Consider the following 20361-nt stretch of genomic DNA (forward strand, 5'->3'; position numbering starts at 1 on the left):
GACCAACCACCCTGCACCACCGTCCTGTTGGGAGGCACGTTGCACTTCCGAACCCGCCTGAGACACCTGGCGCTCGCCTCGATCGCCCTGGCCACCGTCACGGCCTCGCTGCCGTCGGCGGCAGCCGTCGGCGCCGATTCCCACGAACGGCGCCCCTCCTCCGGCAAGTTGTCCGCCGTCATCCGCTACACGGAGTACGGCGTGCCGCACATCGTGGCCAAGGACTACGCGAACCTCGGCTTCGGCACCGGCTGGGCCCAGGCCGCCGACCAGGTGTGCACGCTCGCCGACGGCTTCTTGACCGTACGCGGAGAGCGTTCCCGGCACTTCGGACCGGACGCGGCGCCCGACAGTTCGCTGTCCTCCGCCACCAAGAACCTCTCCAGCGACCTGTACTTCGCCGGGGTGCGGGAAGCGGGGACGGTCGAGAAGCTGCTGGCCACGCCGGCTCCGGCCGGGCCCAGCCGGCAGATCAAGGAATCGATGCGCGGCTGGGCGGCCGGGTACAACGCCTGGCTGAAGCAGAACCACATCAACGACCCGGCCTGTCGCAACGCGGCCTGGGTGCGCCCGGTGACGCCGCTGGACGTCGCCAGGCGCGGCTTCGCGGTGTCCGTCCTGGGCGGCCAGGGGCGCGGCATCAACGGCATCACCGCCGCCGCGCCGCCGGGCGCCGCGCCGGTCGCCGAAGTGGATCCCCGGCGGGCGGCGGACGCGGCGCGCGCGCTGTTCGACGCGGGCAACGCCGACATGGGTTCCAACGCCGTCGCGTTCAGCGGGAAGACCACAGCCAACGGACGCGGGCTGCTGCTCGGCAACCCGCACTACCCCTGGCAGGGTGGGCGGCGCTTCTGGCAGTCCCAGCAGACCATCCCGGGTGAACTGAACGTCTCCGGCGGCTCGTTGCTCGGCACGACCGTCGTCAACATCGGATTCACCGACAAAGTGGCGTGGAGCCACACCGTCGCGACGGGCGTCACGCTCAATCTGCACCAGCTGACCCTGGATCCGGCCGACCCGACGACATACCTGGTCGACGGCGAGCGGGAACGGATGACCAAGCGGACGGTCTCGGTACCGGTCAAGGACGGCACACCGGTGACGCGCACCCAGTGGTGGACGCGCTACGGGCCGGTGGTCACCGCGCTCGGTGACTCACTGCCACTCCCCTGGTCGGCCACGACGGCGTACGCCCTCAATGATCCGAACGCCGCGAACCTGCGGGGCTCCGACACCGCGCTGGGCTTCGCCAAGGCCCGCTCCACCCGCGACATCCAGGACACGCTGCGCCGCGTCCAGGGCCTGCCCTGGGTGAACACGGTCGCCGCCGACTCCACCGGGCACTCCTTCTTCAGCCAGTCGCAGGTCCTGCCGAGGATCACCGACGACCTGGCGCAGCGCTGCTCGACCCCGCTGGGCCAAGTGACGTATCCGACGTCCGGGGTCGCGGTGCTGGACGGCTCGCGCGCCGCCTGCGCGCTCGGCTCGGACAAGGACGCGGTGCAGCCGGGCATTTTCGGCCCGTCGAAAATGCCGACGCTCAAGGACGCGCCGTACGTCGAGAACTCCAACGACAGTGCCTGGCTGACCAACGCGGACCGGCCGCTGACCGGCTACGAGCGGGTCTTCGGTTCGATCGACACGCCCCGCTCGCCGCGCACCCGCGGTGCGATCGAGGATGTGTCGGCCATGGCGGACAAGGGCCGGCTGAAGGTGTCGGACCTCCAGCGCCAGCAGTTCGCGAACCGGGCGCCCGTGGGTGACCTGGCCGCGGCCGATGCCGCGAAGGCGTGCACCACGCTGTCCGCCGACCTCAAGGAGGCCTGCGATGTGCTGAGGCGCTGGGACCGCACGGTGAACACGGACAGCAGGGGCGCGCTGCTCTTCGACCGGTTCTGGCGCAAGCTGCTCGTGGCCGTGCCACGGGCGGAGCTGTGGAAGGTACCCTTCTCCGCCGCGGATCCGGTGCGTACCCCGAACACGCTCAATACGGCGGCGCCCGGCTTCGCCACCTCGCTCACCGGCGCGGTCGCCGAACTGCGGGCGGCGGGCATCGCGCTCGACGCGCCCCTGGGCAAGCACCAGTTCGTCGTGCGCAATGGAAAGCGCATCCCGATCCACGGCGGCACGGAGTCGCTGGGCATCTGGAACAAGGTGGAGCCGGTGTGGAATCCGGCGGGCGGTGGCTATACCGAGGTGACGACGGGCTCCAGCTACATCCAGGCCGTCGGCTGGGACGGCGGCAGGTGCCCGCAGGCGCGCACGCTGCTGACGTACGCACAGTCCTCGAACGCCGACTCACCGCATTTCAGCGACCAGACGCAGCTGTACTCGGGTGAGCGCTGGGTGACGTCGCGGTTCTGCGAGAAGGACATCCTTGCCTCGCCGAAGCTGCGGGTGGTGTGGGCGCGCGAGCGCTGACGAGGGCGTGCATGACGGTCCGGGCCCGCCGGTGCGGCGGGCCCGGACCGTCGTACCCGGTGTCAGGCCTGGTCGGCCTTGAGCAGGTCGGCGCATTTCTCGCCGATCATCATCGTCGTGATGCACGGATTGACGGCGGGCAGGAACGGCATCACCGACCCGTCGGCGACCCGCAGGCCCCGCACACCCTTGACCCGCAGCTGCGGGTCGAGCGCGGCCCCGGGGTCACCGGCGGCGCCCATCCGTACGGTGCACGCCGGGTGGTAGACGGTGTTGTGGGTCTTGCGGATGTAGTCGAGGAGGTCCTCGTCGGACTGTGCGCCGGGGCCGGGCGCCAGCTCCTGCCCGGCCCAGTCGGCCATCGGCGACTGCGAGACGATCTCCCGGGCGAGTCGCAGACCGGCGGTCATCACCCGCACGTCGTGTTCGTCGGTGAAGTAGCGCGGGTCGACGCGCGGCTTGTCGCGGAAGTCGCGGGTGCGCAGCCGCACGGTACCCATGGAGCGGGCACGGGTGACGTTGGGGGTGAGGCAGAAGGCGTTCTCGGCGGTCGGGTAGCCGCGCCGGTAGGTATTCATGTCGAAAGGCACCGAACCGTAGTGGAACATCAGGTCGGGCCGGTCCAGGCCCGGTTCGGTGTCGGCGAAGATTCCGATCTCCCACCACTGGGTGGACGACGTGACCATGGGTCGCTTCGCCTCCCACATGATCACGCCCTCCGGATGGTCCTGGAGGTTGGAGCCGACCGCCGGGGAGTCGACGAGGACCTCCACCCCGTTCTCGCGCAGGTGCTCGGCCGGGCCGATGCCCGAGAGCATCAGCAGCTTCGGGGTGTCGATCGAGCCGCAGGCGACGATCACCTCGCGGCGCGCGCCGACGGTCCTGGTGTGGATGAGGTCGGGCGCCAGGTATTCCACGCCGGTGCAGCGCCGGTCGGCGTCAAGGACCAGCCGCTTGGCCTGCAGCCCGGTACGCACCTCCAGGTTGGGCCGCTTGCCCATCACGGGATGCAGATAGGAGACCGAGGCCGACGAACGGGTGCCGTCGGGGCGGGCGTTGATCTGGAACCAGTGGGCGCCGCGCTTGACCGTGGTGCCGGTGTTGAACGGCGTGGTGGGGATGGAGGCGGCGGCGCAGGCCTCCAACAGAGCTGTGCCACAGGGGTCGTTGGGAGGGACCGTGCGGATGGTGACGGGGCCGCCGCGACCGTGGTGGTCACCGGGGGCGTCGTTGGTCTCCAGCCGCTTGTACAGCGGGAAGCAGTCGGCTGCGCTCCAGCCCTCGCAGCCCAGCGCGGCCCACTCGTCGAGGTCCTCGGCGGGCGCCCAGAAGGCGATGCACGAGTTGTGCGACGAGCAGCCGCCGAGGACCTTGGCGCGGGCGTGCCGCATGAAGCTGTTGCCGTTGTCCTGGGGCTCCACGGGGTAGTCCCAGTCGTAGCCGGACTCCAGCAGCCCCATCCACTGGTCGAGCCGCAGGACGTTGTCGTCGCCGACGTCGGAGGGACCGGCCTCCAGTACGCACACGGTGACGGCCGGGTCCTCGGTCAGCCGGGCGGCGACCACCGCTCCGGCTGTACCACCGCCGACGACCACGTAGTCGAACTGCTCCTGCGGGTGGCTGTCGGCCGGCATCTTCTCTCCAGAACGTGGGGGAAGGAAACGTGGGTACGGGAAGCGGCTGACCCGCTCGCGCCTGTCGCGGGGTCAGGGCGCCGTCGGGTCGCCGCGGACCTCGGCGCGGTGGCTTTCGAGGACGCCGGTCTTCTTGCGCTGCACAAACCAGTAGTAGGCGAAGCCGCCCAGGGCGACGACGCCGATGAAGAGGAACGCGCCCCAGCGCAGGTACCAGTGCTGCGGCCCCGTGGCGTTGTACACCTCGGCGCGCGGCCAGGCGAGGTTGAGCGACATGACGGCGCCCCACACCACGGCGACGATGTTGATCGGCAGTCCCAACCGGCCGAGCGAGAACTTCCCTGCGGCGGGCGTCCAGTCGCCGCGCAGCCGCTTGATCAGCATGGGCACGGTGACCAGCAGATAGGCCACGTAGATCATGATGATCGCGATGCTGGTGATCACCGAGAAGATCTGCGGTTGGTTGACGTTGATCAGCAGGATGACGACGCCGACCACACCGATCACGACGGCGGGCACCACCGGGGTCTGGAAGCGGGGGCTGACCTTGGCGAGCACGGAGCCCGCCGGCAGGTTGTTGTCCCGGGCCATCGCGAACATCAGGCGGATGCCCGCGGCCTGAACGGCCAGCACACAGACGGTGATCGCGATGACCACGCACCACAGGAAGATCTCGCCGACGGTCGAGCCGAGCGTCTCCAGGACGACGTACTGAAGGCCGCCCGTCGACAGCTCCTTCGCGCCCAGGTCCGGCACGGCCAGCAGCGCGAACAGCAGGATGAGCCCACCGATGAGGAAGGATGCGATGAGGGCCCTCAGGATGGCGCGGGGCGCGTTGCGGCCCGGGTTGTGCGACTCCTCGCCCAGCGACGATGCCGTGTCGAAGCCGTACATCACATAGGCGGAGGCCAGCGACGCGGTGAGGAACGCGCCGAAGTAGCCGAGGGTCTCGCCGCTGCCGAGCCCGTTGGTCTCGGTCAGGACGCTGCTGGGGCCGCGGGTGATGTGCGCCGCGAGGAAGATGATCAGGGCGACGGCGGCGATCAGCTCGATGAAGACGCCCGCCGAGTTGATCCGGGCCATGAGTTTGACGCCGAAGGCGTTGACCGCGGTGGAGAAGAGGATGAGCACCGAGCCGAGGAGCACGGCGTTGGCCGCCGCGTCCGTCTTGCCGCTGCCGTCTCCGATGAACTGGAAGAAGGAGTCGATCTGCGGCAGCGTGAGCTGGTAGGCGAGCGCCACGGCCGACAGCGTCACCATGGTGGCCGTCATCATCATCCAGCCGCCGAGCCAGCCGACGTGCGGGCCGCCCATGGCCTTGGCCCAGTTGTAGACGGAGCCGGCGACGGGGTAGCGGGCCGCAAGCTCGCAGAAGCACAGGGCGACCATCAGCTGGCCGGCGAAGACCATCGGCCAGGACCACCAATAGGCCGGTCCGCCGAAGCTCACACCGAAGTAGAAGAGCTGGAAGGTGCCGGTCAGGATCGAGATGTAGCTGATGCCCGCGGCGAAGGTGTGGAAGTTGCCGAGGGTGCGCTTGAGTTCGGGCTTGTAGCCGAGCTCGTCGAGCGAGTCGTCGTCGTGGGTGCCGTCGGGTCGTGTTCCGGGACGTTCCGGTCCGGTCGTGCTCACTCGAACCACCTCTGCGGCCTGGGCGCGGTGTTGCGCCAGATGTGCTTGGCCTCCTGGTACTCCGCGAGACCGGCGGGGCCCAGCTCACGGCCGACGCCGGACTGTTTCATCCCGCCCCACTCCGCCTGTGGCACATAGGGATGGAAGTCGTTGATCCATACGGTGCCGGCCCGCAGCCCGGCGGCGACCCGGTGGGCGCGCTCGCTGTCCTGCGTCCAGACGGCTCCGGCCAGGCCGTAGACGGTGTCATTGGCCAGGGCGAGCGCCTCGGCCTCGTCGCGGAACCGTTCGACGGTCAGGACGGGGCCGAACGATTCATCACGTACGACCGACATGCCCGGGGTGCACTCGTCGAGGACGGTCGGCGGGTAGTAGAACCCGTTCTGCAGGGCGGGGTCGTCGGGGCGCGCGCCGCCGCAGCGCAGCACGGCGCCCTCGGCGAGGCCTGCGGCGACGTACGCCTCGACCTTGTCGCGGTGCGCGGCGGAGATCAGCGGTCCGGTGCGGGCGTGTTCGTCGAAGGGGCCGCCGAGCGGGATCTCCCGGGCCCGGCGCACCACCTCGTCGACGAACGCGTCGTGCAGTTCGTCCTGGACGAGCAGCCGCGCGCCGGCCGAACAGACCTGGCCGGAGTGCAGGAAGACCGCCATGAGCGCGTAGTCGACCGCCGTGTCGAAGTCGGCGTCGGCGAAGACGATGTTGGGGTTCTTGCCGCCCAGTTCGAGGGCGATCTTCTTCACGGTGGGCGCCGCCGCGGCCATGATCCGCCGCCCGGTGATCAGGCCTCCGGTGAAGGAGACCAGGTCCACGCGCTCGTCGGTGCTCAGCGGCGCGCCCGCGGTGGCGCCGGCGCCCAGGACCAGGTTGGCGGCGCCGGGCGGCAGTCCGGCCTCGGTGAGTGCCTTCATCAGGAGGATGGCGGTGTGCGGCGTGAGCTCGCTGGGTTTGAGGACGAAGGTGTTGCCCGCCGCGAGCGCGGGGGCGACCTTCCAGGCCGTCTGCAGCAGCGGGTAGTTCCACGGTGTGATCAGCGAGCAGACGCCGACCGGCTCGTGCACCACCCTGCTGTCCGTCTCGGGGTTTCCCGCGTCGACGACCCGGTCGGTACCGCCGGACGCGCCCAGGTTGCCGAAGTAGCGAAAGCAGTTCGCGATGTCCGCCATGTCGTACTCGCTCTCCACGAGCCGCTTCCCGGTGTCCAGGGATTCGGCTCGGGCGAACGCGTCCGTGTCGCGGTCGAGCAGGTCGGCGACGCGCAGCAGCAGTCGCCCGCGCTCGGCGGCCGGCGTGTGCGGCCACGGCCCGCGGTCGAAGGCCTCGCGGGCGGCGCCGACCGCGGCGGCGGCGTCCTTGGGTCCTGCCTCGTCGACGGTCGCGACGAGTGTTCCGTCGGCCGGACAGCGGATCTCGCGTGTCCCACCCTCGACGGCAGCGGTCCATTGGCCACCGATGAACAGCTCCGGCATGGCGTCCCTCCGGGCTCGCACGGGAGGAGGAGTGGTGCGTACGGTCTGCGACGAGCTCCGGATTCACAATAAGTGGCCTGGGTCACACCCGCACCGTGCGCGCGTCCACTCGGCCGAGTCGTCTTTTCGGCGCGCCGCCGCCGGGCACGCCTCGGACGGGCGGGTCCGCACCCACTTGGCCTTCGCAGGTCGCCCGTTCCTGCCGGGCGCGATGCCATGGAACCGGTGGAATCTCCCACCCCCGGGATCACGGAAGGCATACGCATGCATCGCAGCATTCGCAGAGGTTCTCTCGCTTCGGCCGCCTTGGCCTTCGCCCTCATGGCCGCGCTGGCGCCGGGGGCCGCTGCGGCCGGCGCGCACGCCGCGGGCGACGGCGGACCGGACCCGATGGCGCGGGACCAGGTCGGTGTCCACGGCGCGGCCGTGCACACGGCCGCCGATGACGATGACGCCGCGGGCGACAAGGAAGAGGCCCTGAAGGACGCGGCGGAAGCCAAGGCGGAGGCCGCCAAGGACGCCGCCGAGGCCAGGGCCGACGCCGCCAAGGATGTCGCCGAAGCGAAGGCCGACGCGGCCGAGGCCAAGGCGGACACGGCCAAGGACGCCGCGGAGGCGAAGGCCGACGGCGGCGCCGGGACGGATGGTGCCGAAAACGCCGCCGCCCGGCCCGACGCTGCCTGACGCGGCCTGACTCCTGCTCAGCGCTCACCCGGCGTCGGGCGCCGCCGCCTCACAGCGCGCTCTCCCGGCCCTCCCAGTAGGGCTCGCGCAGCCGGCGCTTGTAGAGCTTGCCGTTCGGGTCGCGGGGCATCGTCTCGATGAAGTCGACGGTCCTGGGGCGCTTGTAGCGGGCGAGCCGCTGTTCGCAGACCGCCAGGATGTCCACGGCCAGCGCGTCGTCGGGGCTGTGCCCGTCGGCCACCTCGACGACGGCCTTGACCTCCTCGCCCCACTCCGGATGCGGGATGCCGAAGGCGGCGGCGTCCGCGACCGCGGGGTGGGTGAGGAGGGCGGCCTCGATCTCGGCCGGGTAAATGTTGACGCCACCCGAGATGATCATGTCGATCTTGCGGTCGCGGAGGAAGAGGTAGCCGTCCTCGTCCAGGACGCCCAGGTCGCCGACGGTGAAGAAGTCACCGATGCGGTTCTTCTTCGTCTTGCCCTCGTCCTTGTGGTAGCTGAAGCCGCCCGTGCTCATCTTCATGTAGACGGTGCCCAGCTCGCCGGGCGGCAGCCGGTTGCCGTCGTCGTCGAAGACGGCGAGTTCGCTGATGGGCCAGGCGCGGCCGACGGTCCCCGGCTTCTTCAGCCAGTCCCCGGCGGTCGCGAAGGCGCCGCCGCCCTCGCTCGCCGCGTAGTACTCCTCGACGCAGTGCCCCCACCAGTCGATCATCGCCCGTTTCACGTGGTCGGGGCAGGGTGCCGCCCCGTGGATGGCGTGCCGCATCGACGACACGTCGTACGCGGTGCGTACGTCGTCGGGCAGGGCCAGCAGCCGGTGGAACTGGGTCGGGACCATGTGGGTGTGGGTGCAGGCGTGCCGGTCGATGAGGCTCAGCATGTCCTCGGGCGTCCACTTGTCCATGAGGACGAGCGGATGGCCGATGTGCAGCGCGGCGCCCGCGAACTGCAGTACGGCGGTGTGGTAGAGCGGTGAGCAGACGAGATGGACGTTGTCGTCGAAGGCCTTGATGCCGAAGATGCCGAGGAAGCCACCGAGGTGGGACTCCTCGGGAAGCCGGCCGGACAGCGGGCGGCGGATGCCGCGGGGGCGTCCTGTGGTGCCCGAGGTGTAGTTCATGACCCAGCCGAGGGTGCGGTCGGCGGGCGGCGACTCGCTCTGCCCGTCGAGGAGTTCGGCGTACGGACGGAAGCCGTCGAGGGCTCCGACGGCGTAACGGTGGGAGGTCGGCAGCTCCGCCTCGTCGGCGGCCGAGGTGGCCGCGTGGGCGAAGCGCTCGTGCGCGATGAGCACCTTCGCGCCGGAGTCGGCGACGATCCAGGCGATCTCGGGGCCGACGAGGTGGTGGTTGACCGGGACGAGATAGAGCCCGGCCTGGGAGGCGGCCAGATACGCCGTGAAGAACTCCACGCCGTTGGGGAGGAGCACGGCGAAGGAGTCGCCGCTTTCGAGTCCGGCCGCGCGCAGCCCGTGCACGAGCTGGTTGACTGCGGCGTGCAGCCGGCCCGCCGTCCATTCCTCGCTGTCCGGGGCGACCAGCATGACGCGGTCGGGGTCCGTGGTCGCCTGCGCCCAGAAACCGCCTGGCGGCTCGCTCATGACTGGCTCCGTCCTGCGATGCGGTTGATGCGGTCCACGGCCCGCTCGAAGCCGCGGGTGAGGTCGTCGAAGACGGCTTGGACGCCGCGTTCGGAGTTCATCCGGCCGACGATCTGGCCGACCGGGGTGCCGAGCAGCGGGCCGACTTCGTACTTCTGGATACGGGAGACAGCCTCGGCCACCAGGAGGCCCTGGAGCGGCATGGGCAGGGTGCCCGGACCACTCGGGTCGTCCCAGGCGTCGGTCCATTCGGTGCGCAGCTGGCGGGCGGGCTTGCCGGTCAGCGCCCGGGAGCGGACAGTGTCGCCGGAGCCCGCCGAGATGAGCTTGGCGGTGAGGGCGCGCGAGTGAAGGTCGGCCTCCTCCGTGGTGAGCCAGATCGAGCCGAGCCAGGCGCCCTGCGCGCCGAGTGCGAGGCCCGCGGCGATCTGCTCGCCGCCGCCGATGCCTCCGGCGGCGAGTACGGGCAGCGGGTGCACGGCTTCGACGACCTCGGGGACCAGGACCATGGTGGCGATCTCACCGGTGTGGCCGCCCGCCTCGTAGCCCTGCGCGACGACGATGTCGATGCCCGCCTCGGCGTGCCGCCGGGCGTGCTTGGCGCTGCCGGCGAGTGCGGCGACCAGGACGTCGTGGTCGTGGGCGCGCGCGATGACGTCGGCGGGCGGCGATCCCAGGGCGTTGGCGAGCAGCTTGATCGGGTAGTCGAAGGCGACGTCGAGCTGATTGCGGGCGACCTCTTCCATCCACCCCGTGATGCGCCAGCCCGAGGCTTCGCCCCGGTCGAGTTCGGGTACGCCGTGCTTGGCGAGGGTCTGGGTGACGAACTCGCGGTGCCCTTCGGGGATCATGGCCTCGACCTCGGCCTCGGTCACCCCCGACACCTTCTTCGCGGGCATGACGACATCGAGTCCGTAGGGCTTGCCGTCGGTGTGCTCCTGCATCCAGTCGAGGTCGCGCGCGAGATCGTCGGGTGCGGTGTAGCGGACCGCGCCGAGTACGCCGAGTCCGCCCGCCCTGGTGATGGCGGCGGCCACGGCGGGGAAGGGGGTGAAGCCGAAGATCGCGTGCTCGACTCCCAGTTTCTTGCTCAGCTCCGTCTCCATGGGCCGCAGGATGCCGCAGCGGGGCGGACGAGGGAAGAGATTTTCTGATGCTGCGTCAGATATTTTGGGCAGTTGACAGCGCCCTTCGCCTGCAAGAAAGTTTCAGGAGTTGAGCGTGCGGCGGAAGTTACTTTCACAAGGGGTGGCTCGTGACCGAAGGTGCGGCGGACAGCGGGATCAGCAGGCGCGGGCTGGGCGGTGGCCTCATGGCGCTGGGGAGCGCCCTGGCGCTCGCGCGACTGCCCGCGTCGGCGGCAGCGGCGACGCCGCCGCCCTCCGGCGGCCGGACCACGCTGCGGCGCGGTTCGCCCGAGCGGGCCGGGCTGCTCCCGGGCCCCCTGAAGCAGCTCGTCACGGACGCGGAGCGCTTCCTCGCCCCCTCCCCCGCGCACCCCTGGTACGCGGGGGCCGTGCTGCTCGCCGGCCGGGGCGGCACCGTGGCGCTGCACCGGCCGATCGGCTCCGCGGTGCGCTATTCGGCGTACGACGAGAAGACGGACTCCGGGGTCGAGTTCCCGGCGGGGCAGCGGATCGCGATGGCCGAGGACACCGTCTTCGACCTGGCCTCGGTCTCCAAGCTCTTCACGTCCATTCTCGCAGTGCAGCAGATCGAGCGCGGCGCGCTGGAGCTGGCGGAGAAGGTCACCGCGTATCTCCCGGAGTTCGGGGGCGGCGGAAAGCAGGACATCACGGTACGTCAACTCCTCACCCATACCTCGGGGTTCCGTTCCTGGATCCCGCTCTACAAAGAGCCGACGCGGGAGGGGAAGCTGAGGCTGCTGTGGAACGAGGTGCCGGCCCACGCCCCTGGCACCAAGTACCTCTACTCGGACCTCAATCTGATCTCGCTGCAGCTGGTCCTGGAGGAGATCACCGGCCGCACTCTGGATGCGCTGCTCCACGACGAGATCACCGCTCCGCTCGGGATGCACCGCACTCGCTTCAACCCGCCCGCCTCCTGGAAACCGAAGATCGCGGCCACCGAGGACGCCCGACTGCCCTGGTCGGGTCTCGAACGCGGCCTGGTCTGGGGCGAGGTGCACGACGAGAACGCCTTCGGCCTCGGCGGCGTCGCCGGCCACGCCGGGGTCTTCTCCGACGCCTGGGACCTCGCGATCCTCGCCCGTACGCTGCTCAACGGCGGCGCGTACGGCCGTCGGCGCGTCCTGGAGCCGGAGTCGGTCGAGCTGATGTTCACCGACTTCAACACCGCGTTCCCCGGCGACGAGCACGGCCTGGGCTTCGAGCTCTACCAGCACTGGTACATGGGCGCGATGGCCACACCCCGCACCGCCGGCCACACCGGCTTCACCGGCACCAGCCTGGTCCTCGACCCGTCGACCGACTCGTTCCTCGTGGTCCTGGGCAACTCGGTCCACCCCGTGCGCAGTTGGCGCACCGGAAGCGCGCCTCGGGTCGCCGCCGCCAACCATCTGGCGCGCGCCGTCGCCGTACGCCCGGCCCACGGCCGCACCGCCTGGTTCTCCGGCATGGCCGTCGCCACCAGCGCCACGCTCACGCTGCCCGCCCTGCGCCTCCCCAAGGACCGCCCCCGGCTGCGCTGTTCGCTGTGGTGGGACACCGAGCCGGGCTCGGACCGTCTCTTCCTCGAAGCCTCGACGGATGGGGGCGCGGCCTGGCAGCCGGTGCCGTTCAGCACCGTACGAACCGCGCGCGAGGGAAAGGCCCATGAGACCGAGTCGCACCCGGACGGCTCCGCCACCGGCTGGTCAGGGCGGGCCTGGCACCGACTGACCGCGGACCTGGCGGCCTGGGCCGGCACGGACCTGATACTGCGCTGGCGGTACACGACCGACGCGCTGTACGTCGGGCGTGGTGTGTACGTCGACGCTCTGCGGGTCGAGGACGGGCGCCGCACCGTCTTCGACGAGTCCACGCCGCGGGACACGGCCCGCATCGGGGCCGTCGGCTGGACGGCCTCCGAGGACTGACCGGCGCCCTTGGGCGCGGCCTCGCTACCGGTCCCGGCGCCGCATCAGCAGCAGGGCGGCGCCGGCCAGTCCCACCGCGGTCCCTGCGGACAGGACGCCGCGCCGGGACTGGAGGGACAGCACGGACCACTTGGACTGCACGGAGAGGGCCGACCCGGTGCTCAACGCCGAGCCGATCGAGATGAGCGACAGGGCGGAACCGATCGATCCGATCGACAGCGAGCTGCCGATCGAGCCAAGACTGAGCGCGGAACCGATCGACCCGACGGAAAGCACCGACCCCACAGAACCGATCGACAACACCGAGTCCGACGACCAGAGCGACAAACGCGATTTCGACATGGGACCACGTTACGGGTCTCCGGTGGAGGTCCGCAGCGTCGCACCCGGGCTCCAGCGACCGCACAGGGCCCGAACCCGCCTTGCAGGGAACGCATTACTCCGGAGACGATCACTCTGTGACGTTTCCTGACCGTTCTCTCCCTGATGCGACGAATGACGCCGTTCTGGAAGTGGCGCCGTCGGTCCAGGCGGCCGAGGTGCGCCCGTGGCGTGCCCGGCCGACCGTCGCACCGGCCGTTCAGGGGGCGGCGGTCGTGGTCGCGCTCGTCGCCCTGTGCCTGATCGGCGCGGGCCTCGTGACGCGCGGCACGGGCGAGATCCGCATCCCCGGCGTGGGAACCACCGCCCTCCTGCGTGCGGTGCTCGTCACCACGCTCGCGCTGCACGCCGGTGGGCTGGCCGTGACCCGGACGGCCCGCACCGTCCCGGGCGCCCCGGCCTCGCGGCCCCGCAGCTGGGCCGTGGCCGCCTCGCTGCTCGGCGCCGCCGCTGCCGTCGCGCAGATCGTCAAGCTGGCCGGTCCGGGGTCGCCTCGCACGGGCCCGGCCGACCCCGGCGCTCTCCTGGAGATCTACGGGACCCTGCCCGGCCAGTTGGCGCTCCTCCAGGCCAACGCCTTCCTGGCCGCCGCGTACCTGGCGAGCAGGAGCCGCCCCGCGTGGGCCGTGGCGCCGCTCGCTCTCGTGGTCCTCGCCAAGGCGGTACGCACCCACCCCGAGGTCGACAGTCCCGCCGTCGGGATCGCGCTGACGGCGGTACACCTGACGGCCGCCACGCTGTGGTGCGGCGGGCTGCTGCACGCACTGCGCACGATGTTCGAGTGGCGCGGCGCCACGGACGCCGCCCGTGCGCTGCTCGGCCGCTACGCCCGTCTGGCGGCCTGACTGTTCACCGCGCTCACGGTCACCGGCACCGCCAGCACGTTGCGCCGGCTGCCGCTCGATCAGATCCTGAGCAGTGCCTACGGCCGTACGCTGCTGGCCAAACTGCTCCTGGTCGCCGTGGCGGGGCTGCTCGCCCTGCCGGCCCGGCGGCGACTGCACCGGGCTCGACGCGGGCCGAGTGCCTTTCGGGCGGCCCGCGTCGAGCTGGTGGCGCTGGGCGCCGTGGTACTCGTATCGGCGCTGTTGACCGCCGTGCCGCTGCCGGTGCCGTAGGCGTCCGGCGCCGTAGGTACCTGGGACCGCGCGCCGGTTCCGGCGCCGTGCGCACCCCGCGCCGCCGCGCCGCCGCGCACGGGCATCCCTCAGTGGCCGAGCGCCGCCATCGCCGCGTTGTGGCCCGGGATGCCGCTGACTCCGCCGCCCCGCACGGCGCCCGCCCCGCACAGCAGCACGTTCGCGTGCGCCGTCTCCACGCCCCACCTCCCGGTCCCGGCGGACTCGTCGGCGTACGGGAAGGCGAGCGGGCGGTGGAAGATGTTGCCGCCGGGCAGCCGCAATTCGGCTTCTAGGTCGAGCGGGGTCTTCGCCTCGATGCAGGGGCGGCCCTCCTCGTCGAGCGCGAGGCAGTCGGTGATCGGCTCGGCGAGGTGGGCGTCGAGCCGGCCGAGGGTGGCCTTGAGCAGGCTCTCCCGTGCCCCGTCGTTGTCGTGCGCGAAGAGCCCCGCGGGGGTGTGCAGTCCGAAGAGCGTCAGGGTCTGGTAGCCCCGCTCGGCCAGCTCGGGGCCGAGGATCGACGGGTCCGTCAGCGAGTGGCAGTAGATCTCGGACGGCGGCGCGGTCGGCAGCCCGCCCGCCGCCGCTTCCCGGTGCGCCACCGCCAACTGCTCGTACCCCTCGGCCACATGGAACGTCCCGGCGAAGGCGTCACTCGGCGAAACAGCCCGGTCGCGCAGTTCGGGGAGGCGGCGCAGCAACATGTTGACCTTGAGCTGGGCACCTTCGGACGGCGCCGGAGGCGCGTCGCCGAGCAGGGCCGCGAGCGCCTGCGGCGAGGCGTTCACCAGGACCTGTCCGGCCGAGACGATGCCCGCCTCCTCGTCCGTGCGCCAGGAGACCTCGGCCCGGGTCCCGTCGGTCTCGATGCGGGTCACCTCGCGCCCGGTGACGATCCGCGCGCCCGCCGACCGGGCGGCGGTGGCGAGGGCGTCGGTGAGGGCTCCCATGCCGCCCACCGGGACGTTCCAGTCGCCGGTGCCGCCGCCGATCACGTGGTAGAGGAAGCAGCGGTTCTGCGCCAGGGACGGGTCGTGCGCGTCGGCGAAGGTGCCGATCAACGCGTCGGTCAGTACGACGCCCCGCACGAGGTCGTCGTCGAAGGTGTCCTCGATCGCGACGCCGAGCGGCTCGTCGAAGAGCATCCGCCAGGCGTCGGCGTCGCCGATCCGCTCGCGCAGGGCCTTCCGGGTGGGGAGCGGCTCGGTGAGTGTGGGGAAGACCCGCTCCGCGACCCGGCGGGTCATGGAGTAGAACCGCTGCCAGGACTCGAAGTCCCGGTCGGCTCCCGTGAGCGCCCGGAACGAGCCACGCGTGCGCTCTTCGCCGCCGCCGACCAGCAGGCCGGTCGCGACGCCGTTCCGCTCGGTGGGGGTGTATGAGGAGATGGTGCGTTCCCGGACGGCGAAGCGCAGCCCGAGATCGCGCACGATCTTGTCCGGCAACAGGCTGACCAGGTACGAGTAGCGCGACAGCCGGGCATCGAGCCCGGCGAAGGGGCGGGTGGAGACGGCGGCGCCACCGGTGTGGCCGAGCCGCTCCAGGACGAGGACCGAGCGCCCGGACCGCGCCAGATAGGCGGCGGCGACCAGCCCGTTGTGTCCCCCGCCCACGATCACGATGTCGTAGGCGTCACCGTGGGAGTCGCGCTCCCGGCTCGTCCGGCGGGCTTCCTGGGCGTCCTGTTCGGGCATGGCCTCACACGCTCCTGTCTCGGGTACTGCCACTCGCGGGCTCCGGGGCACGCTGTCCGGTGTGGCCCCGGAGGCGTCAGTGGTGTCAGAGGCTCTGGGCTCCGCGCTGCTGGCGCAGCGCCGCGACCTGCCGGTACAGCTCCACGGCCTCCGCGCCGCGACCGAGCTGCTCCAGGCAGTGCGCCTCGTCGTTGCGGCTGGCCAGGGCGTCGGGGTGGTCGGCGCCCAGCACACGCCGGCGGGCCTCGGCGACCTGCCCGTACACCGCGAGGGCATCGGCCCAGCGGCCCAGCCAGCCAAGGCCGACGGCGACCTCCCGCCGGCTGACGAGCGTGTCGGGGTGGTCCGGCCCCAGCACGCGCTCACGTATCGCGCACACGTCGCGCGCCTCGGCGAGCGCCTCCTCCCAGCGGGAGAGCCGCCCGAGGTTGACGCCGAGGCCGTGCCGGGCGCGCAGCGTCTCGGGATCGGCGGGGCCGTGCACGCGGGTACGGTCGTCCACGAGGGAGCGGTAGAGCTCCAGTGCCTCCGCGCTGCGACCCAGGCGGCCGAGGCTTATGCCGACCTCGTAGCGGGCGGAGAGCGTGTCGGGGTGATCGGCGCCGAGTGCCTGGGTCCGGGCCGCCGCGACCTCGCGGTAGGTCTGCAGCGCCTCCGACCAGCGGCCCAGCTGGCCGAGTGCGTAGGCCACCTCGTACTGGGTGACGAGAGTGTCGGGGTGGGTCGCGCCGAGCACCCGCGTGCGGGCCGCGGCGACCTCGTGCGCCATGCGGTAGGAGTCCTCCAGACGGCCGAGCCTGCTCAGGTTGAACGCCAGGTTGTGCCGGCAGCGCAGGGTGTCGGGGTGCTCGGGTCCGATGGTGCGCTCGCGCGACGCGAGCACCGCCGCGTACACCTGATGGGCCTCGAAGTGCCGGCCGAGCTGTCCCATGACGTACGCCATCTCCTGGCGGGCGGCGAGGGTTTCGGGGTGGTCCGGGCCCATGGTGCGCTCGCGGCCGTCCGCCACCCGGCCGAACTCGCGCAGCGCGTCCGCCGCCCGGCCGGTCCTGCTGAGGGTGAAGCCGACCTCGTAGTGGCTGGCGAGGGTGTCGGGGTGGTCCGGGCCCAGCGTGTGCTCGCGCTCGACGGCGACCGCGCGGTGCACCTCGCCGGCCTCCGTCCAGCGGCCCAGCCGCCCGAGGCTGAGGCCCGCGTTGTGCCTGCTGTTGAGGACGGTGAGCACCTCGGGCGGCGGCGTGGGCCGCTCCTGGCGCTGTGGGGGCTGCACGGTGACCCCGTCCCGCAGGCCGACGCCGGTGGTCCACCCCCCCGTCAGCCCGGCGGAGTGGTCGTACGCGGCGGCGGGCGACGGCCAGGTTCCGCCCGCCTTGTGCCCGGTGGTCATCCCCCGGGTCCAGGACGGGAGCGAGGGCGGCTGCTCGGGGCGGGGGCCGGGCGGTCGCGGTACGGACGAGGGCACGACCGGCAGGGCGTGCCCGGCGCCCGACGCACGCCCCGCGGTGAGGCGGCGCGCGAGGTCCCTGGCGTCGGCAGGCCGCTCCTCGGGGGCCTTGGCGAGCAGGTCGAGGACGATCCGGTCGAAGAACTCGGGGAGTTCGTCGCGGTGGGTGCGCGGCGGCTCGGGCTGGGTGTCGCGATGGCCGACGAGGACCGCCCAGGCGTCGTCCAGGTCGAACGGCGGCACTCCGGTGGCGATCTCGTACAGCACGCAGCCGAGCGAGTAGAGGTCGCTGCGGTGATCGACGTGGACGCCGCCGATCTGCTCGGGCGACATGTAGTGGGGGGTGCCCATGGCGATGCCCGTGCCGGTGAGCCGGGAGGTGACGCCGATGTCGTGGCCCAGGCGCGCTATGCCGAAGTCGCAGATCTTCACCGTGCCGTCGGTGAGCCGCATGATGTTGGCGGGCTTCAAGTCACGGTGGACGATGCCCTGTTCATGCGTGTAGGCAAGGGCCCAGGCGACCTGTTCGGCGATGTCGACGACATCGGCTACGGCCAGCGGGTGGTCCTTGTTGTCCTCCAGGAGCTGGCTGAGGTTGCGCCCCTCCAGCAGCTCCATGACCAGATAGAGGACTCCCTCGTGCTCCCCGAAGTCGTGCACGACGGTGACGCCCCGGTGCTGGAGGGCGGCGGCGACGCGCGCCTCCCGGCGGAAGCGTTCGCGAAGGACTTTCGTGAAGGACTGATCGTGCTGGGGGCCCATCGGCTTGAGGCATTTCACGGCGACCCTTCGGCCCAGCGACTCGTCGCGAGCACGCCACACCTCGCCCATGCCCCCGCGCCCGATCAGATCGAGCAGCCGGTACCGGCCCTGGATCAGCCTGGTGTCCGCCATCTCGTGCTGTCGCCCCCGTCGTTTTGCTGCGCCCTCCCCGGCTCGTCCAGTATGGCCGCCCGACGGGTGAGTTTGTACGGTGCCGGTCGCGCGTCGGGCCCGAGTCGGGCCATCGCTTTGAGGATGTGACCCGGTGGAAGTTGCCAGCGCACACGGGCGGGGACGGCCCGCAGGGCGGTTCCGGTTGCGACGAGGCGGCGGGTGACGGTGCGCGCCGAGGGCGCGGGACGTCCGTACAGCTCATGGGCGTAGGGCGGCAGGGAGGCGTACGCGAGCCCGGCGACGCGCCGCCATACCAGCGCACGCGCCGGTACGAGCAGCGGGGGAACGGGCGGTTTGCGGAGGAAATCGTCGACGGCGCGCGCTTCGGGCCCCACCGCGAGTTCGGGGCGCACTTTTTCGAAGTACGCGGCGAGCCCGGCCGTGGACGCGGGGACGGTCGCGGGGTCGAGGCCGACCAGCCGGGCACTCTCACGGTGTTCGTCGATGTAGCGGTCGGCCTGCGCCGCGTCGAGGCGGAAGCCGGAGCGGCGCAGGACCTGCAGATAGGAGTCGACCTCGGCGCAGTGCACCCACCGCAGCAGCTCGGGCTCGTCGACGCCGTAGCGCTCGCCCGTCGTGGGGTCGGTGGCGCCCAGCATGCTGTGGATCTTGCGGACCCGGGTGCCCGCCCGTTCGGCCGCGTCCGTCGTGCCGTAGGTGAGGGTGCCGACGAAGCCGGCGGTGCGCATCAGCCGGCCCCAGGCGTCGTTGCGGAAGTCGCTGTTCTGCATGACTCCGCGCACGGCGCGCGGGTGCAGGGCCTGGAGATAGAGGGCCCGGATGCCCGCGACCCACATCATCGGGTCGCCGTGCATCTGCCAGGTGACGGATTCGGGCCCGAACAGCCCCGGATCGGCGTCGCGCATGTCCGGCCTCCCCAGCGTCGGCCCCCGTACTGCCTGCTTTATCAGCTCTCCGCCCACGGGACCAGACCGCCACAGGAACGAATCGCTGCATACCATAACCAAATGGTGATGCACGAGCCGGTGACCGACGCCCTCACGCAGGTCCACGCCCGGCTGGCGGGCCTGCGCGACGGCAGGCTCGCCGACTACATCCCGCAGCTCGCCCTGGCAGACCCGGACGCCTTCGGTCTCGCCCTGGTGAGCATGGAGGGCCATCAGTACCGGGCGGGCCGCGCGCAGACGCCGTTCACCGTCCAGTCGGTGTCCAAGCCCTTCGTCTACGCCCTGGTCCTGGCCGAGCTGGGCCCGGCGGAGGTGACGCGGTGGGTGGACGCGGAGCCGAGCGGCGAGGCGTTCAACGCGATCAGCCTCGAACCGGGGACCGGGCGCCCGGCGAACGCGATGATCAACGCCGGGGCCATCGCCTGCACGGCCCTGGTCCCCGGCCCCACCGGGGCGCGGCGCTTCGATCGCATCCTGGGAATCCTGAGCCGCTTCGCGGGGCGCGCCCTCGATGTCGACGAGAGCGTGTACGCCTCGGAGTCGGCCTCCGGGAACCGCAATCGCGCGCTCGCCTACCTGATGAGCAGCACCGGGTCGCTGCCCGGCGACCCGTCCGAAGCAGTGGACACCTACTTCCGCCAGTGCGCGGTGCGGGTGACCGCCGTCGACCTCGCCGTCATGGTGGCGACCCTGGCCAACGGCGGCACCAACCCGGTGACCGGCAAGGCGGTCGTGCCGGAGCCGGTGGCGGTGCAGGTGCTCGCGGTGATGGCCTCGTGCGGCATGTACGACGCCTCGGGCAAGTGGCTGCTGAGGGTCGGGCTGCCGGCGAAGAGCGGGGTCGCGGGCGGGCTGGTCGCCGCGAGCCCGGCACGATTCGGCGTCGCCGCCTTCAGCCCGCCGCTGGATCCGGCCGGCACGCCGGTGCGCGGCGCGGCGGCGATGCGAGAGCTCTCCGAGCGGTTCGGACTGCACCTGATGCACAATCCGGCCCGCAGCGCCCCCACGGTCTCCCTCAGCAGCCGGCAGGAAGAGCGGGTGACCCTGGTGGCCGCGCAAGGAGCCATCGACTTCACCGCCGCGGAGCGGCTGCTGCACGAACTGTCCCCGGTCGCCCTGGAGACCGGAGGCGGGGTGGTCCTCGATCTCGCGGACGTGATGAACGTCGACGCCTGTGCCACGGCGATGGTGCGGGCCGCCCTCACGGACCTGTGCGCCCAGGGGCACCCGGTGGCCGTCGTGGGCCGGCTGGGGAGCGCCGCGGCCGGGCCCGGCTGGCGGAGCTTCGTCTCCCGGCAGGAGGCGGTCGCCTGGTGCGCCGAGGCCCCCTCCGGCCGCCTTTGAGCCGGCCCCGGGGCGAGCCGTGACGGGAGGTCGGCGGGCTC

Annotated in this window: 15 protein-coding genes; 6 read left to right on the forward strand and 9 right to left on the reverse strand. The window is 71.8% G+C overall.

Annotated elements, in window-relative coordinates; translation table 11 throughout:
- Nucleotides 1-39: 39 nt before the first annotated feature.
- On the forward strand, nt 40-2421 hold the full coding sequence (locus ACLLJJ_RS02095; RefSeq protein ID WP_434587528.1) for a penicillin acylase family protein: 2382 nt from the start codon (nt 40-42) through the stop codon (nt 2419-2421).
- A gap of 62 nt (nt 2422-2483) precedes the next feature.
- On the opposite strand, the gene ACLLJJ_RS02100 is transcribed toward ACLLJJ_RS02095, so the two are convergent.
- From ACLLJJ_RS02100 to ACLLJJ_RS02110, 3 genes are all read right to left on the reverse strand, one after another.
- Nucleotides 2484-4055, reverse strand: coding sequence for a GMC family oxidoreductase (locus tag ACLLJJ_RS02100; RefSeq protein WP_434587529.1), 1572 nt, complete (start codon nt 4053-4055; stop codon nt 2484-2486).
- A 72-nt stretch (nt 4056-4127) separates the two neighbouring features.
- The gene (locus ACLLJJ_RS02105; RefSeq protein ID WP_434587530.1) at nt 4128-5696 is read right to left on the reverse strand and encodes an APC family permease; all 1569 of its coding nucleotides are present in this window, start codon (nt 5694-5696) and stop codon (nt 4128-4130) included.
- The gene (locus ACLLJJ_RS02110; protein ID WP_434587531.1) at nt 5684-7153 is read right to left on the reverse strand and encodes an aldehyde dehydrogenase family protein; all 1470 of its coding nucleotides are present in this window, start codon (nt 7151-7153) and stop codon (nt 5684-5686) included. Before ACLLJJ_RS02110 ends, ACLLJJ_RS02105 begins: the two co-directional genes overlap by 13 nt.
- A gap of 264 nt (nt 7154-7417) precedes the next feature.
- Between ACLLJJ_RS02110 and ACLLJJ_RS02115 the strand changes: the two genes are divergently transcribed.
- Nucleotides 7418-7837 carry a hypothetical protein gene (locus ACLLJJ_RS02115; RefSeq protein WP_434587532.1) on the forward strand — a complete coding sequence of 140 codons (420 nt, stop codon included), beginning with the start codon at nt 7418-7420 and terminating at the stop codon, nt 7835-7837.
- Nucleotides 7838-7886: 49 nt separating this feature from the next.
- On the opposite strand, the gene ACLLJJ_RS02120 is transcribed toward ACLLJJ_RS02115, so the two are convergent.
- Nucleotides 7887-9437 carry an acyl-CoA synthetase gene (locus ACLLJJ_RS02120; RefSeq protein ID WP_434587533.1) on the reverse strand — a complete coding sequence of 517 codons (1551 nt, stop codon included), beginning with the start codon at nt 9435-9437 and terminating at the stop codon, nt 7887-7889.
- A complete protein-coding gene (locus ACLLJJ_RS02125) occupies nt 9434-10543 on the reverse strand; it encodes an NAD(P)H-dependent flavin oxidoreductase (RefSeq protein WP_434587534.1) in 1110 nt (369 codons plus the stop codon). Before ACLLJJ_RS02125 ends, ACLLJJ_RS02120 begins: the two co-directional genes overlap by 4 nt.
- A gap of 206 nt (nt 10544-10749) precedes the next feature.
- Here ACLLJJ_RS02125 and ACLLJJ_RS02130 point away from each other — a divergent pair, with 206 nt between their 5' ends.
- A complete protein-coding gene (locus ACLLJJ_RS02130) occupies nt 10750-12495 on the forward strand; it encodes a serine hydrolase (RefSeq protein WP_434600274.1) in 1746 nt (581 codons plus the stop codon).
- 24 nt (nt 12496-12519) lie between these two features.
- On the opposite strand, the gene ACLLJJ_RS02135 is transcribed toward ACLLJJ_RS02130, so the two are convergent.
- Nucleotides 12520-12837, reverse strand: a complete 318-nt coding sequence (locus ACLLJJ_RS02135; RefSeq protein WP_434587535.1) for a hypothetical protein — start codon at nt 12835-12837, stop codon at nt 12520-12522.
- Nucleotides 12838-12953: 116 nt separating this feature from the next.
- On the opposite strand from ACLLJJ_RS02135, the gene ACLLJJ_RS02140 reads away from it, so the two are divergent.
- Together ACLLJJ_RS02140 and ACLLJJ_RS02145 are read left to right on the forward strand one after the other, a co-directional pair.
- Entirely contained in the window at nt 12954-13721 is a 768-nt protein-coding gene (locus ACLLJJ_RS02140; RefSeq protein WP_434587536.1) for a hypothetical protein, read from the forward strand.
- Nucleotides 13722-13994: a CopD family protein gene (locus tag ACLLJJ_RS02145; RefSeq protein WP_434600275.1), complete on the forward strand. Its 273-nt coding sequence runs from the start codon at nt 13722-13724 to the stop codon at nt 13992-13994.
- Nucleotides 13995-14083: 89 nt separating this feature from the next.
- Here the strand turns inward: ACLLJJ_RS02145 and ACLLJJ_RS02150 are convergent, their stop codons facing one another.
- The 3 genes from ACLLJJ_RS02150 to ACLLJJ_RS02160 form a co-directional block, all read right to left on the reverse strand.
- Nucleotides 14084-15688, reverse strand: a complete 1605-nt coding sequence (locus ACLLJJ_RS02150) for a phytoene desaturase family protein (RefSeq protein ID WP_434587537.1) — start codon at nt 15686-15688, stop codon at nt 14084-14086.
- A gap of 85 nt (nt 15689-15773) precedes the next feature.
- Nucleotides 15774-18026 (reverse strand): tetratricopeptide repeat protein, encoded by a 2253-nt coding sequence (locus ACLLJJ_RS02155; protein WP_434587538.1) that lies wholly within the window; start codon nt 18024-18026, stop codon nt 15774-15776.
- Complete coding sequence (locus tag ACLLJJ_RS02160; RefSeq protein WP_434587539.1) at nt 18008-18934, reverse strand: oxygenase MpaB family protein; 927 nt, start codon at nt 18932-18934, stop codon at nt 18008-18010. The genes ACLLJJ_RS02155 and ACLLJJ_RS02160 overlap by 19 nt, the downstream gene beginning before the upstream one ends.
- A gap of 102 nt (nt 18935-19036) precedes the next feature.
- On the opposite strand from ACLLJJ_RS02160, the gene glsA reads away from it, so the two are divergent.
- Nucleotides 19037-20320 (forward strand): glutaminase A, encoded by a 1284-nt coding sequence (gene glsA / locus ACLLJJ_RS02165; RefSeq protein ID WP_434587540.1) that lies wholly within the window; start codon nt 19037-19039, stop codon nt 20318-20320.
- The last annotated feature ends 41 nt before the right edge of the window (nt 20321-20361 follow it).

Source organism: Streptomyces sp. A5-4, from assembly GCF_051131715.1.
Classification (GTDB): domain Bacteria; phylum Actinomycetota; class Actinomycetes; order Streptomycetales; family Streptomycetaceae; genus Streptomyces.

Excerpts from the sequence above, each read along its gene's own strand:
- ACLLJJ_RS02100 (WP_434587529.1), bottom strand. The coding sequence starts at position 4,055 with ATGCCGGCCGACAGCCACCCGCAGGAGCAGTTCGACTACGTGGTCGTC.
- ACLLJJ_RS02110 (WP_434587531.1), bottom strand. The coding sequence starts at position 7,153 with ATGCCGGAGCTGTTCATCGGTGGCCAATGGACCGCTGCCGTCGAGGGT.
- ACLLJJ_RS02115 (WP_434587532.1), top strand. The coding sequence starts at position 7,418 with ATGCATCGCAGCATTCGCAGAGGTTCTCTCGCTTCGGCCGCCTTGGCC.
- ACLLJJ_RS02120 (WP_434587533.1), bottom strand. The coding sequence starts at position 9,437 with ATGAGCGAGCCGCCAGGCGGTTTCTGGGCGCAGGCGACCACGGACCCC.
- ACLLJJ_RS02125 (WP_434587534.1), bottom strand. The coding sequence starts at position 10,543 with ATGGAGACGGAGCTGAGCAAGAAACTGGGAGTCGAGCACGCGATCTTC.
- ACLLJJ_RS02130 (WP_434600274.1), top strand. The coding sequence starts at position 10,750 with ATGGCGCTGGGGAGCGCCCTGGCGCTCGCGCGACTGCCCGCGTCGGCG.
- ACLLJJ_RS02135 (WP_434587535.1), bottom strand. The coding sequence starts at position 12,837 with ATGTCGAAATCGCGTTTGTCGCTCTGGTCGTCGGACTCGGTGTTGTCG.
- ACLLJJ_RS02150 (WP_434587537.1), bottom strand. The coding sequence starts at position 15,688 with ATGCCCGAACAGGACGCCCAGGAAGCCCGCCGGACGAGCCGGGAGCGC.
- ACLLJJ_RS02155 (WP_434587538.1), bottom strand. The coding sequence starts at position 18,026 with ATGGCGGACACCAGGCTGATCCAGGGCCGGTACCGGCTGCTCGATCTG.
- ACLLJJ_RS02160 (WP_434587539.1), bottom strand. The coding sequence starts at position 18,934 with ATGCGCGACGCCGATCCGGGGCTGTTCGGGCCCGAATCCGTCACCTGG.
- glsA (WP_434587540.1), top strand. The coding sequence starts at position 19,037 with ATGGTGATGCACGAGCCGGTGACCGACGCCCTCACGCAGGTCCACGCC.